Raw genomic sequence first — 13,188 nt, forward strand, 5'->3', positions numbered from 1 at the left:
CTGCCACCGGCCACGGGTGCCCGACCGGTTGGTGTTCTGGGGAATCTTGATGGCCATCGAGTTCCAACGCGTGCGTTCGAGAACAGGACTCCTCGCGAATCTCGAATCGCTGCCCTGGCCGTTCCCAGAGAGTGTTCAGGTATTGATCCACGATGAAGAAGATGACTGCTTCGGTCTGTGGATGCTCCACGATGGCAAGTTGGTCGAGATAGAACTCCCTCGTACACAACGACACTATGCACCAGCCCCACTGTCTGATGAGTTCGCTCCGGAGCCGGGCATCCTGGTGCGGACGGATTTCTGACCCCGCAGCTTGATCTCTGTCCCGAAGGACATGAGCGATCCGCGACCCGCGTGGTAGCGGAACGAGATCCTGTGTAGCAACGGACTACGCGCAGGCACACACTCGCAACTCGGCAGTTGCGGACGTGCGCGAGATCGCTCGCGCGGGACAACGATCGTGCTCACACGAACGCTCGCGCAGCGGCTACTTAGCATTGGCGGCAGGGCCCGTTCCCGGCCAGGATCGGGCCCAGGTGCCCGGCGGGAGGCTCTCCAGCGGCTGCCTACCTGACTTTGGCGTGGCTCTTTAATGGCTTGCGTCCCACCGGGTGCCGTGCGGGCGTGGCTGAAAAGGGGAGCCATTATCGCTCACTCACCCCGACTGAAGTCAGCATGGGTTAGCGCAGGATAAATACGGCCGTATGCCGATGCGCAGAGACTGGTTTCAGGTGGACGCAGGCGACATCTGGCCCATCCGGCCTGGCCGTAGGTCCGAATACTTGACGGGATCTTGGCCTGGTGGCTGGTATCAACCCGGTCTGACCCGCACCAGGTTTATGTTCGCGCTCTGCTCTTCTCGCGGGCACCAACTAATCCTGAATATCAAGGAGGGCCGTGCATCTCGCGTTGTTGACACCCGAGTGGTGGTACGAGTCCAGTCCCGGCGGGATCGCCACCTACTGCCATACCCTGGCCGCTCAAGCGGCGAGCCTGGGCAACGACGTCACTGTGTTCACGGCCGGCCGGGGCACTACACCTGCCTCGACCGACCGGGTTCGTGTCATCACGGTCGTCGCCGCTTCACCGACTCCTCGGGGCTACGCCGAAGCGTTCCGCGATGCTGTGAACGCCTGGATCCAGCAGGGCCATCGCCTCGACTATGTCGAGGCCGCAGATTACCTGGGCTTCGCCGCTCTGCTCGATGAGTCGGTTCGGGTGGGGACTCGCCTGCACACGCCCTACACCTATCTGCTGGCACGCAGAGGCAGTGCAGAGAGCGCGTCCGACCGCGAAGTGCTCGACCTGGAGAAAATGCAGATTGATCGTTCGGCTCTGGTGACCAGCCCCACCGTGTGGCTGGCCGAGGTCGCCACCCGGTTGTGGGATTTGCCGTATCAGCCCTCAGTGATCCCCAACCCGATCCAGCTCCCGACGGTCGCCCAGGACACGTCGCCGGATCCGCATATGGACACCGACTCGCCATTGCGCGTGCTGTACTTCGGCCACTTGGCTGAGCACAAAGGTGTGTTCACACTCGCGCACGCGCTGCGGAGCTGGTTCGACCAGGGCGCGGACGCGACGGTGAGCTTCGTCAGCCAAGAAGCGCCATGGAAGAGCGTGGCCGAATCGCGGATGCGGCAGATCCTGGGCCGCCACGCGGAACCACCCCTATGCCGGTTCCTCCCGGAACAACGCGGCGAGCAGTTGCAGCGCACGATCGCCGCCGCAGACCTGGTTGTACTGCCGTCGCACGCCGAAGCTTTCGGCTACACGGTGGTCGAGGCGATGGCACACGCCAAACCTGTCATCTCCACCACCGGCGCCGGCTCTGCCGAGATCATCGACCACGGCAGTACGGGGTTCCTCGTCGCTCCCGGCGACGCTGGCGCCCTGACCGACATTCTCGCCGAGGTCAGCACCGACCGTGCTGCGCTGACCGCGATCGGACAGCGTGCGCAGGCGTCCCTGACGCGGTACTCGAGCCAACAGACCACCGCTCGTCTCCTTGACCTTTACACGCACGCGATCGATGCGGGACGGAGTACCTCTCGATCGCGGAAGGGATTGCCGACGCACCGCTGATCTCAGTCCGGAAGTTTCAGCCACATCGATGGCACGGCACCGGACGGTGCATGTGTCGGATGTGCCGGAAGACTTGCCGCGTGATGCGCGGTTCCATCCGGAAGGTACACGGCTACGAATACTGGTTCGGTAGAGCGACCACCAGCGAGGACCTGCCTTCGAGGAAGGCCCTCGGGCAACGAAAGGACAGTCGATGAATCGAACAGATCTGGGCAAGCGAATCGCAGCCTTGGCAGGTACTGCGGCTGCGGTCACCGTGGCCGGAGGAATGCTTCCGGCGGCCGCGAACGCTGCCAGTGGAGAAGTCACAGTCACCACTAATATCGGGAATGTGACTTACAAGATCGCCGAACATGAGGGTGACGGTCGCTGCATCGGTATTGATATCTTTTCGCCGGAGCCTACCGATGTAGCTATCAAGAACGAAACCGACAAGCCGCTGAAATACTACGCGGACAGTTTTGACTGCGGAAAAACGAGCAAGAAGCAATCGGTTGACGCTCGGAAACTTGAGCCCGGAGAAGCAAAAGACGAAAAAGTGCAATATGGGTTCTCTTTCGTTGTTCCCAAGTAAGAAGCCTCTCGGCTGTTAATTATCAGCGAGGACCGAACACGCCTGATCGGCCCGTAGGTGGATCGGGTGCCGCTCTGTCACGAGTGATGGTGGAATGGGAGTCGGGTCGGATGATTGCAACGCTGGCGTCTCCATTGTGCAGTTTCCGTGACTTCCTCGGTGTTGAGGCAGCGGACCGCCTGCTCGAACAGTTCACGGCGGCTCTGGCCGGACCAGACCGCCCGGAGCCGGATGGTGTCGGAGACCTGGCCACGGCTGTAGATCAGGTCACCGGCACGGTCTGCGATCTCTTGGGCGTGGCGTCTTCCGATCGTCCCAGGCTGACGTTCTCCGTACAGACCGGTGACGATCAAGGTCGACCAGACGCAAACGAGGCCACCTCGGCGGCCGGCTCACCGCAGGTGGCTTTCTTGTACTGGCTCTATGCCAGACCTCAGCGATTCTGCGGTGGAGCGTTGCGTGTCTACGATGTCGCCATCCGCGATGGGCAGCCGGCACTAGATGCCGGATATCGAGACTGCCCGGTCGAACATGACAGCATTGTCTTCTTCCCCGCCTGCTTCTGGTCCGAGCTTCGCCCGGCGAGACGACTTGCCGGGCGGGGGCCGGTGAACTCTCAGTCCGCGGATCCATCAGGCGCCCGTTTTGCGATCCGCGGGTGGATCGCATGACCAACCTAGAAGCATCTGGCGCCTCGACCGCGGCGGTAGCCGTACCCGCAACTATTCGCCCGCTGCTCACCGTCGGGATCGTCATCGATGATGGGCAACTCCCCCGAAACATGCTCGCTGTGGGCGACATCGGCCACATCGAGCAGCTCGAAATCCTGTTGGTCACGAGCTCGGCACAATGTCAACCCGTCTTCGACGCAATATCCGCACAGTTTCGCCGAACCGGGGACATTCGGGTTCGAGTTCTGCCCTGGCAGCCTGGGACCGCGGCGTTGAATGCGATCTTCACCTGCGCTCAGGCTGACTGGGTCGTGTATCTGCGGCCAGGGACCCGCCTCGAGAGTGGGGCACTCAGTGACCTAGTGAAGTTCACCACGAAAAATCCTCACTGCCTCGATCTTCTCCAAGGTCCGATGAGGGGAACCACGCTGGGTCAGGACCTCGTCCAGTTGGACCCGGTATGGCATCAGGGAAAGTTCGGCGTTCCCGGCGGCGATCTTCGCGCCATCTCACCCTTCGACGCCCCGGTGGAGATTGGGCTGCACCACCTCGATGTATTCGCCTGCCGCAAAGCATGCTGGCCTGGAATCCATCCCCGGCTGGGCATGAGCGAGGGACCTGCCGGCTACCTGCATAAAAAGTTCCGGGCGCGGGGAGGACGTACGTTATGCCTGCCATTTCTACGGTGGAGCAATACGGCCGATGATCGTCCGGAGGGCCTAGCCTGGGAAACGACACAATTCTTCGAATATCTACTGTGTTGGGAAGACAACGGTGAAGCCGTCGAGCCGATTCTCGACCATTACACCGAAGGACGCGGAGCCCCCTGGCTCGACCACCACCTTGCCCACTGGCACGCAGCGCGCAACAGCCCCTTCGATGCCTTCGATGCTATTGTCTGCATCAACTCCGACCGCCAACCCGACCGATGGACTCGCATCAATGCGCGCTTCGCCTCTTTAAATATCTCGGACAAGGTCCAGCGCCTGCCCGCGACTCTGACACCGGAGCGGTATCCAATCGGCTGTGCCCTGTCCCACCGACGCATTATAGAAAAAGCCCGCAAAAAAGGCCTCGACAGCGTCTTGGTCTTTGAGGACGACGCTGTGTTCCTGCACGGTGCGATCTGGGTGTTGCGTCACAGTGTCCGCGAACTGATGAAACTGCCCTGGAAACTGTTTTACCTGGGCGGTTTCTACTCCGACCAAATGAACCCTCTTGGCATCGACAGCCCAGTACCAGGGGCAGCGTTCCTGCGCCACGCGCGTGGTTTGGTCACCACCCACGCCATCGCCTATCACCAGCGAGTCTTCGATCAGATCCTCGATGAACTACCTGCTGATCCTGAATCCATGGGCGATTTCCTCGCCGGCCACGGAGGTCACGTCGACGTCTACTACGCCGAGACGTTCACCGAGGGCGTGTACCGATGTACTCCCACCATCGCCAGCCAGGAAAGCTACATCCATTTGGAGCATCCAGACCTGCGCGACCAGTTCCCAATAACTCCATGACCCGCTCGAACGCCGTCAATGACCAGCAGAGGTCAAGCCGATCACAGCATCCCACTGTCGGTGACGATTTCCGGACGTCTAGTCCGGCGGCCGGATGACGGGCCATTGGAGAACACGCACGTCGGCAATACAGGATGTTCTGCGCGGCAGTCGATCTCGCCGCTGAGAACGCCCGCGCAGCGGCATTTGCGGACATTCGGTCTTATGAAACCTGCTGGTGATCGCTGGACCGCGAGAGAAGAGTTCGACTCGACTTGGTGAACACCGCTCCCACATGTTCGCTCTCGCAAACCTTGCTGCTGAGCCTGACACGCCGGCGTCCCGCGCCCGTGGGTGGGCCTCGACATCGCCACCGCCCTCATCGGCGGCGAAGGCGCTGGTGCGGCCCGGCTGTTCCTCCGTGCCGGTGACGAAGCCGCAGAGGGAATGGGTGCCAGCATCAAACAACCGTCAGGAACCGCACAGAGCCCGAACCCGTTGGAGATAGTTCCCGGCGACGCATCTGTCCGCATATTGACGCCAAGCCAGTATGGAGGTGTGCAAGAAGGTATCGAATACAGCTGGAGAAATGAGGGCGGTCAGAAGATGCGACTATGAATTCACGGACCCGATGGCACCGCACCCGACGGCTCCAACTCTGCTGTTTGGCCTACCTATAGACTTCAGGTCGGCGGCCGATAACCCCAATAGCCCGAACTATGATTTCGGCGGAGCAATGCAACTCACATACCGTGGCCTGAAGACTTACCGCTGCTATGGAAGGAATGCATATGCAAATACGAACAGTTGAGTTTATCTCCTTGCTTAGGAAGCTGCTCAGCGAATCCGCAGAAACTCGCGCTCGGGCCAGCGACGCCACAACCGACTGGGTCAGCGAATACTCTCGCCAACAAGCCCACACGGTAGTGTCGATATTGCTCTGGCTGGCCGAGCAGGAATCGGACGAAAACGCGCTTGAAACCGAACTGAACGCCGCCGCTGAACTTGCCGGAAACAGAGAAATAGATCGGGAAACTTTGCTAGCAACTACGGCCATAGACCCGCGCAAGCTGACCGGATCTTCGATTGAGCACTACGACTATCTTATTTCACTACTCGACACCGCCTAGTATCACGAGGACGGTCGGACCGCCGCCGTCACTACCGCATGGAACGCGGCATCCTCAGCTGAACAGGCCAAAGCCACGCTGTCGATCAGAGGCCAGTAGCGGGGACGCGGACTCGGGACCGCCTGAGCCCGCAGGCATTACAGCGCGTCGGTCAGTTGTCGCCGGGGTGCATTGGTTGATCTCGACCCGTTGAGCTTCCGGTGACCCGCGCTGGCCGAACGGCCAGCGCGGGGAGCGGACATGCGGGGATGTTGACCAGCATCGAACTCCGTCCGCCCTGCGGTAGTAAGCATCTGTTCACCAGGGGCGGAACCCTCTAATTGTTGATCGACCCGACGTCAGCGTGAAGATCTACGGCGCCTCGTTTGCCCGCGGCACCTCGGTCAGGGCGCGGGTTTGATAAACCACTGGTAGCCCAGGGCGTCGGCGTAGGACAACGGCACCCGGTCAAGGACGGGGGTGCCCTGTGTGCCGCTCAGTAGGAAGTCACCATCTTTGATCACGACCGCGCCCTTGGGCGCGCCTTTCGGCGCGGCTTCTACTGTCAGATGGGCAGCGGTCTTGCAATCACCCGCAACATACCGGCTGATCGGACTTCCGGGTCCCGTATGCGTATCTCCGTTTTCTGACGACTCGGTCTTCTTCTCTTCTTTCCATTGCAGGCAGTCGCCCAGTTCGACGTTGCGGAAGGCGAGACTGCCGTCATCGAGCTTCTGAGCGGTCCACTTGTCTCCTTCGCTGTTACAACCGCCATCCCCGGCCAGCCGGCCGGACGGTTCGCCCTCGTAAGGCACCAATTCCCTGATGCAGGCCCCGGTGTTGCCCTTGTAGAGGGCTGGTGTGAATACGAACGGACCTTTCGGAACGAGATCAGCTGCCGAGGCGGGCCCAGCAAGCACCGCACCCGCCGCACACGCGGCCAGGACGGCAGACATCACGACGATCTTGCGCACGAGCAGTCAACTCCCTCTATGTCGTAGAGCACGGAGCGAAATCACCGTACGGCCGGGTATTCGTTCCACTCGGCAGCGGCGGATGGGACGGCGAGCCTGGCACTTCGGTGATGCTCAGCCGGGCTGGAGTCGGGATTCGCTGCATCGTTCACTTATCGGAGGTCAGCGTCGGACGACACCAACATCTGCTCATCGGCATGAGGGTGTGTTCGGCCGAGCCTCACGGCCTGATCAGCAGGCACTGAAAACGAGCTACTCCCATCTCAATTCGATGGCATTTCCTCAGTCCGGAGCTTGGTCTGGCTTTGTGGGTGGATGCTGGCGGCGGCACGGGTAACTTGGACGGCATGGGGGAATCGCCGTACTAGGACCTGGTCGACGCAGGTGGCCTCAGGGCCGTACTTCAGGCCGCGTGTCCCGACTGCGATATCGATATGAACGACGCTCCAGGCGCCTTCGGCGGCTTCGTGGCCACGGTCAGCAAGCGCGATCGCGCCGTGTACGTCATACCGCTTGTAGGCGAACGCCTGTTCCGCGTGCGGCACAAGCTGCGGGCGACGTATCTGAGCTGGCTCGCTACGACCGAGCTGGCGGAGGTCACCGGATCTGCTGCGGCCTGGCTCGGCGGCGCCACCGCGCGGGAGCTGGCCGCTGCGTGGCCGTTCGCCGACTTCGTCGACATCGCCGACGCGTACGACAGTGGCGATCGAATCGAGTTCGCGTGGCAGATGTCCGCGCATACGGGCAGCACGGCCTGGGCGAGTTCATCGAGGCAGCGATGCGGGAGCCGCGGTTGCGGCGGATGTACCCGTTCACGTCGATGTGGTGGATGTCGTTTCGGCCGACCGCGGACGAGTACCGGGTGCCCGGACCGTGGGTGCGGTCGGCTGGCGACGGACGGTTCACGGTCGTTGCGGATCGGCGCGTGGAACCCGACATCACGTACGACGCCGCTGAGGCGGTCCGGGTGTGCCTGGCCGAGATGGACCGCCTCGGCGTGCCGTCGCACGAGGAGCTCCATAGCCGTCCGCCCCAACCGGACGTGTAGTTAGGTTCGTCTCAGAACGATGGCCAATTGGCCATCGAGTGGCCAATTCTGAGATTTGACCACGACTTTGAGACCCTACAGCGCCATGTAGGGTCCTGAAAGTCATGGCGGACCGCCAGCTGGCTGACCTGGCCGTTTCCGGGTTGGTCTCACGTCGCTGGCCGACCGACCTCCACTGGGCGGTTCGCTCGATAAGCGGCCATGTGCGGGTGGGGTTATGGGGTGGGTGTTTCGGTGCGGCTGATTGCGCGTGGGATGTCGAGGGCGGCCAGTTTGTCGGGGTTGCGGATGCCGTAGCCGTTGATGATCTTGTCGTCGGCGATGTCGAAGACGAGCAGGGCTTCGAGTTTGTCGTCAACGTAGCAGGCGAGTGCTGGTTGGCTGTTGCAGTTCACCGTCTCGATTCGTACCTGGGGTCGCCGCTGCGCGTATCGGAAGACCGCCATGAGAATCGTGCCCACCCGGTCGGCGCCGGCCATGACCAGTTCCGGCAGCGCGGTCACCTTGCCACCGCTGTCGGTGGTCCAGGTGATCTCGGGTGCGAGCAGCGACAGCAAGCCCTCCATGTCCCCGGTGGTCGCGGCGGTGATGAAGCGTTCGGTGACCGCGGCGGTCCGGGCGGTGTCCACGGGGGCGTAGCGCTTGCGCCGGGCCTGCACGTGGTTGCGGGCGCGGCGTGCCGTCTGATGCGCGGCGTCGACGGATTGGCCTGTCGCGGAGGCGATTTCGTCGTAGTCGAAGCCGAATACCTCGCGCAGCACGAAGACCGCCCGCTCGAGCGGAGTGAGCGATTCCAGCACCACCAGCATCCCCATCGAGACCGACTCGGTGAGTACCACATCGCTCGAGGCGTCGCCGTCGGCGAGCAGTAGCGGCTCGGGCAACCACGGGCCGACGTATTCCTCGCGGCGACTTGCGCTGGCCCGCAACACATTCAGCGCCTGGCGGGTGACCAGTTGGGCCAGATAGGATTTGGTGTCACGCACGGTGGTCAGGTCCACCCGTCGCCAGCGCAGATAGCTGTCCTGTAGCACGTCGTCGGCTTCGGTTGCCGAGCCGAGGATTTCGTAGGCGATGGTGAACAGCAGCGGTCGCAGGTGCACGAAACGCTCGGTGTGCTCGTCGAGGGAAGTCACGGCGCCACGATTCCCTGTGGCTCGGCTGCCCGCAAATCTTTGCGTTTGCCCAGGCCAAGGAAGGTGGGGATCGCGCCGGGCTTGCGGGCCTCCTTGCGGATGGTCTCGATCGGCCCTGCGAGACCCACTCGCTCCTTGATCTGCCCGGCGACCCGCCCGCCGAGGTACATCGGTACAGGTGTGTCGTCACGACGGCTGAACTGCATCACACCTGCGCGGCTACCCAAACCCAAGGTGCACGCCGCGAAGGCCACGTCCAGCACGCTGGGTTGCGACCCCGCGATGCGGGCCAGCACGTTGCCCGCCGCCTGCGCCCCCAAAGGCTGTGCGGCATAACAGCTCATCCGCAGCGGCCGGCCCGAGGGCGCGACCGCGTCCCCGGCGGCGACGATGCGATCATCGTCGATACTGGTCAACGTCTCGTCGGTCAGCAACCGGCCCAGTTCGTCGGTGCGCAGCCCACTGCGCACCGCCAGCTCGGGCACCCCGAATCCGGCGGTCCAGATCGTGAGCGCGCTGGGCAGCACATCGCCGTCGGCCAACACGACTCCGTCGCGTCGCACCTCGCGCACCCGCGCCTGCTCGCGCACCTCGACTCCGTTGTCCGCCAGCCACTTCGCCACCGACCGCCGGGCCGGGTTCGAGAAGTTCCCGGCCAAGCTGCCGCCGCTTACGAGCGTGACGGTGCGACCCTGCTCGACGAGTTCGGCGGCGGTCTCGATGCCGGTGAGCCCGCCCCCGACGACCACGATCGGCGCCTGCGCGGGCAATTCCCCCAAGGCGGCGCGCAGCCGCTGTGCGTGTTCGTATTCGGCTATCGGATAAGCGAACTCGGCCGCGCCGGGCACCGACGCGGGCACCGCGGCGGTGCTGCCGACCGCGTAGACCACATACTCGTACCCGAGCGTGCGGCCCGAACCCAATTCCACTGTGCGCGCGGCGGTATCGATACGGACGGCATGGTCCACGATCAACCGCACCCCCGCGCCGAGCAGCGTCTCGTAACCGATCGCGGCCTCATGAGTACCGGCGGCGAACTGGTGCAGTCGCATCCGTTCGACGAACTCCGGACGCGGGTTGACCAACGTGATCTCGACATCGCGACGTAGGCGCAGCCGATTGGCCGCCACGGTGCCGGCGTAACCGCCGCCGATGACGACCACTTTGGTGCGGGAATTGATGTCAGTCATACCCCCAAGACACCCGCCACCCCGCAGATCTGACAGCAAGTGACGCCCGTCACCTTCCCGCACCGCGCGAGCATCCGCATGCGGCCCGACCCAGGACGGATCGCGAAGCGCGGACGTCGGCATTGCCGCGCGTTCTCCGGGGCGGCCCGACACAACGGACTCACCATCGCAGCCTGCCATCGGGTTGACGCAAGACACGCGTCTACTGTGTCATCCCCTCGCCAGGTCACGACCGAACGTCTGCCAGACCGATCCTGGCAGACGCCCGACAGTCGACCTCGCCAAATACTTCTGTCCCGCTCCTAGTTAGGGCGATTGGCATTCTCCCACTCGATCACGTCGTGGACGCATTTCTTGAAGGCGTCGTAGTCTTTCGACTTCTCGGAGCACTTCGCGATTGCGACGGCGTCGATCGCGGTGGCGGGGCCCGCCAGCACGACACCCCCCGCGACGAGGACGGCCAGCGCGGCGGTGGTGCCCGGAACCTTGCGCATTCGATCTCCCTTCCAGATTCATGGACCCGTCCGCGACGAACAAACCCCTGGAAACTCCGGGTGTTCATCATCGGTGGTCGGGTTGCCAAACCAGTAGTTGCCGTCCAGCATTCGTCACCGGCACTATTCGCGGATGGAACCAACCACGGGTGGCGTGTCGACCCACCGCGTCCGCCGGTCCCATCCACTCCTCGACACGCCGACCTCGAGCGCCACACACCCGGTCCCCCGGTAACCTCCAGCCAAACCGTTCGCCGTTGCCGAAACCTAACTTGCCTTCACATGCTGCCAAGGGGTTGACGCAAGACACGCATCCGTTGGTTCGATTGGCGTCCGGAATCGGCAGCGACCAAACGCCCTACCGGTCGGGGCGGACTTTGTCAGTGATCGTGGAGGGGTGGGGGTTGCCGGACGTGACCTGCGCTCGCTCAGGTGACTCGTGCGGTCACCAGGGTCTCGAAGGTATAGGGCCGGACGCCATCGGTGCGGTCGGCGAAGTAGCGCTGCCGGAGGTCTGCACCGGTGGGATGGTCCATGACCTTCAGCCCGCAGCGGCTGACCAACCGCTCGATCTCGGATACCGGCCAGCCCGGCTGAAGAGGCTCGCCGACCGAGGCCGCGATCGGCGTGTAGATCCGGGCGAACTCCGTGCTCGCGTCATCTAGTGCGGCATCCTCGGCCCGGTAGGAGAACACCACCTCGGACCCGGGCGCAGCCGCCGCGATTGTGCGCAACGTCGACTCGATCGCCTGTGCCGTCAGATAGGGAGCGACGCCCGTCCAGCAGAACATCGTCGGCTGCGCCCAGTCGAACCCGGCCGTGCCCAGTGTGTCCCGAACCGATTCGGCCTCGAAATCGGTCGGCACGAATACCTGCGAGTCGCTGAGCGGCAGACCGAGCTCGCGGACCCGGTCGAGCTTCCAGGCATGGGAGGCGGGGTGATCAACCTCGAACACCGTCAGCGAGCCGAGCAGATCCGGCCGCCGCCACGCGAACGAGTCAAGCCCCGCGCCGAGAATCACGTACTGCGTGAAGGCGCCGGCAATCAATCGATCCTCGACATACCGGCTGCGGGTGCAGACCGCCGCGCGCGATTGGCGACGGACCGCGTCGGGGAACAGCGGATCGAACCGATCTCGCAGCTGCTCCCACACCGGGCCGACAAGCACCAGGGCCAGCACGTCGTCCAGTACCCACGGCGCCGCCGTCTCCAGTCGAAACAATCCACGCGACACGGCCGCGAACATCGCAGTCCTGCTTGGCGCGCTCTCCATACGTCCCTCCTAGCCCGCCGGAAACCCCGCACGCCGCCCCGCTCACCCGCCCCGCGCACTTCCCAGAATGCGCCGTAAGCGCCCGGACCGCCACCGTCAAATACACCCGCCCGCCAAGATCCCTCCCCACCGGGACGCACCAAACGGCCGTGAGCCCCCGCATCCCAACCGCGCGCACACCACCACCCCGGGACGCCACCAGCACCGAGGCGGACGAACATCCGGCATTCACACGCGCGCTGTCACCGCCCCGGCCAAGGGCTCGGGGGCGATCATTCTGCTGTGTTGAAGACCGTTGCCCACTAAGTCGATCACCGTGTTCGCGCCGAAATCGGTGCTCACCGGTAGCGGGTCGACGTCGCGCGAGTCGCGGCATTCTCCGGACGGGCCGGTGACGGAGGGCGAAATAGATTACAGCTCAACGAGATCCGGCCGGCGGATGATGGCGCTAGGCTGGCGGGCGAGTTCCGGAGATGGATTGCGCGAGTTAGGTCGGCCGTTGGTAAAGCAGACAATTGCCGCGCCGGGTAGGCAGGGAGGCACGGCCACGGGTGGAGTGCCGCGCCGTCAGCTGATCGCCTGGTTGCTCGCGGTCGCCGCACTGTTGGTGGCGGCCCCCACGGCAGTATTGGCGATCTACCATTCGAACCGTTTCTATCGGCTCCAGGTGGTACCCGGTTGGGTTCCGCTGGTGTGCCTGATCGCAACGGCGGCGCTGCTTGTTCTCTCCTCGAGGAAGGGTTGGCGGCGCACGTGGGTCTGGTTCGTGGCCGCCGCAGTCCTGGCCTCGGAGTTGGTGCCTGTCCTCGGGCTGACGATGGCGTGGGCGGCTTTCGGTTCGGATGACAGGGCGGTCGTGACCGTTGCGATCAGTGCGGACGGTCGTCACGATGTCGTCACGCACAACGTGAATGCCGTGATCGACACCCTCTGCGGCGTCAGGCTGCGGGAGCGCGACGGCCTCTTCGGCAGGCAAGCCGAGGTGTGGACGGCGCCTGAGGGTGAGCGATGTCCGAAGAGTGTGTCCTTCACGGGAAACACGACGATCCGCATCGTCGATGCGCGCGGCCGGGAAATCACGGTGCACTTCGACGCCGACCGGATGCAGTTGACGCAACTCGTGCCACCGCTGTGACTCGA

15 protein-coding genes are annotated in these 13,188 nt (G+C 63.7%); 9 read left to right on the top strand and 6 right to left on the bottom strand.

Features of this window, described 5'->3' with window-relative positions:
- Positions 1–49: 49 nt before the first annotated feature.
- From ACFQ9K_RS32325 to ACFQ9K_RS32355, 7 genes are all read left to right on the top strand, one after another.
- Positions 50–304, top strand: coding sequence for a hypothetical protein (locus ACFQ9K_RS32325; RefSeq protein ID WP_378719053.1), 255 nt, complete (start codon positions 50–52; stop codon positions 302–304).
- Between the two features lie 593 nt (positions 305–897).
- Positions 898–2,085, top strand: a complete 1,188-nt coding sequence (locus tag ACFQ9K_RS32330; RefSeq protein WP_378719052.1) for a glycosyltransferase family 4 protein — start codon at positions 898–900, stop codon at positions 2,083–2,085.
- Positions 2,086–2,278: 193 nt separating this feature from the next.
- Positions 2,279–2,659, top strand: a complete 381-nt coding sequence (locus ACFQ9K_RS32335) for a hypothetical protein (protein ID WP_378719051.1) — start codon at positions 2,279–2,281, stop codon at positions 2,657–2,659.
- A 110-nt stretch (positions 2,660–2,769) separates the two neighbouring features.
- The gene (locus ACFQ9K_RS32340) at positions 2,770–3,330 is read left to right on the top strand and encodes a hypothetical protein (protein ID WP_378719050.1); all 561 of its coding nucleotides are present in this window, start codon (positions 2,770–2,772) and stop codon (positions 3,328–3,330) included.
- Positions 3,327–4,844, top strand: a complete 1,518-nt coding sequence (locus tag ACFQ9K_RS32345) for a glycosyltransferase family 25 protein (RefSeq protein WP_378719048.1) — start codon at positions 3,327–3,329, stop codon at positions 4,842–4,844. Before ACFQ9K_RS32340 ends, ACFQ9K_RS32345 begins: the two co-directional genes overlap by 4 nt.
- 426 nt (positions 4,845–5,270) lie before the next feature.
- The gene (locus tag ACFQ9K_RS32350) at positions 5,271–5,441 is read left to right on the top strand and encodes a polymorphic toxin type 30 domain-containing protein (RefSeq protein WP_378719087.1); all 171 of its coding nucleotides are present in this window, start codon (positions 5,271–5,273) and stop codon (positions 5,439–5,441) included.
- Between the two features lie 173 nt (positions 5,442–5,614).
- Positions 5,615–5,953: a hypothetical protein gene (locus ACFQ9K_RS32355; protein WP_378719047.1), complete on the top strand. Its 339-nt coding sequence runs from the start codon at positions 5,615–5,617 to the stop codon at positions 5,951–5,953.
- A 383-nt stretch (positions 5,954–6,336) separates the two neighbouring features.
- Here ACFQ9K_RS32355 and ACFQ9K_RS32360 read toward each other — a convergent pair whose 3' ends face one another.
- Positions 6,337–6,906: a hypothetical protein gene (locus tag ACFQ9K_RS32360; RefSeq protein ID WP_378719046.1), complete on the bottom strand. Its 570-nt coding sequence runs from the start codon at positions 6,904–6,906 to the stop codon at positions 6,337–6,339.
- Positions 6,907–7,169: 263 nt separating this feature from the next.
- Positions 7,170–7,646: a hypothetical protein gene (locus tag ACFQ9K_RS32365; RefSeq protein ID WP_378719045.1), complete on the bottom strand. Its 477-nt coding sequence runs from the start codon at positions 7,644–7,646 to the stop codon at positions 7,170–7,172.
- On the opposite strand from ACFQ9K_RS32365, the gene ACFQ9K_RS32370 reads away from it, so the two are divergent.
- Positions 7,628–7,954, top strand: a complete 327-nt coding sequence (locus ACFQ9K_RS32370; RefSeq protein WP_378719044.1) for a DUF6193 family natural product biosynthesis protein — start codon at positions 7,628–7,630, stop codon at positions 7,952–7,954. The genes ACFQ9K_RS32365 and ACFQ9K_RS32370 overlap by 19 nt on opposite strands.
- A gap of 215 nt (positions 7,955–8,169) precedes the next feature.
- On the opposite strand, the gene sigJ is transcribed toward ACFQ9K_RS32370, so the two are convergent.
- The 4 genes from sigJ to ACFQ9K_RS32390 form a co-directional block, all read right to left on the bottom strand.
- Complete coding sequence (sigJ, locus tag ACFQ9K_RS32375; protein WP_378719043.1) at positions 8,170–9,090, bottom strand: RNA polymerase sigma factor SigJ; 921 nt, start codon at positions 9,088–9,090, stop codon at positions 8,170–8,172.
- Positions 9,087–10,280 carry an NAD(P)/FAD-dependent oxidoreductase gene (locus tag ACFQ9K_RS32380; protein WP_378719042.1) on the bottom strand — a complete coding sequence of 398 codons (1,194 nt, stop codon included), beginning with the start codon at positions 10,278–10,280 and terminating at the stop codon, positions 9,087–9,089. The genes sigJ and ACFQ9K_RS32380 overlap by 4 nt, the downstream gene beginning before the upstream one ends.
- Positions 10,281–10,582: 302 nt before the next feature.
- Positions 10,583–10,774, bottom strand: coding sequence for a hypothetical protein (locus ACFQ9K_RS32385; protein WP_378719041.1), 192 nt, complete (start codon positions 10,772–10,774; stop codon positions 10,583–10,585).
- A 428-nt stretch (positions 10,775–11,202) separates the two neighbouring features.
- Entirely contained in the window at positions 11,203–12,021 is an 819-nt protein-coding gene (locus ACFQ9K_RS32390) for a class I SAM-dependent methyltransferase (protein WP_378719040.1), read from the bottom strand.
- A 583-nt stretch (positions 12,022–12,604) separates the two neighbouring features.
- Between ACFQ9K_RS32390 and ACFQ9K_RS32395 the strand changes: the two genes are divergently transcribed.
- A complete protein-coding gene (locus ACFQ9K_RS32395) occupies positions 12,605–13,183 on the top strand; it encodes a hypothetical protein (protein ID WP_378719039.1) in 579 nt (192 codons plus the stop codon).
- Positions 13,184–13,188 lie beyond the last annotated feature (5 nt).

The sequence above is a fragment of the Nocardia sp. NPDC056564 genome (genome assembly GCF_042793755.1).
Classification (GTDB): domain Bacteria; phylum Actinomycetota; class Actinomycetes; order Mycobacteriales; family Mycobacteriaceae; genus Nocardia.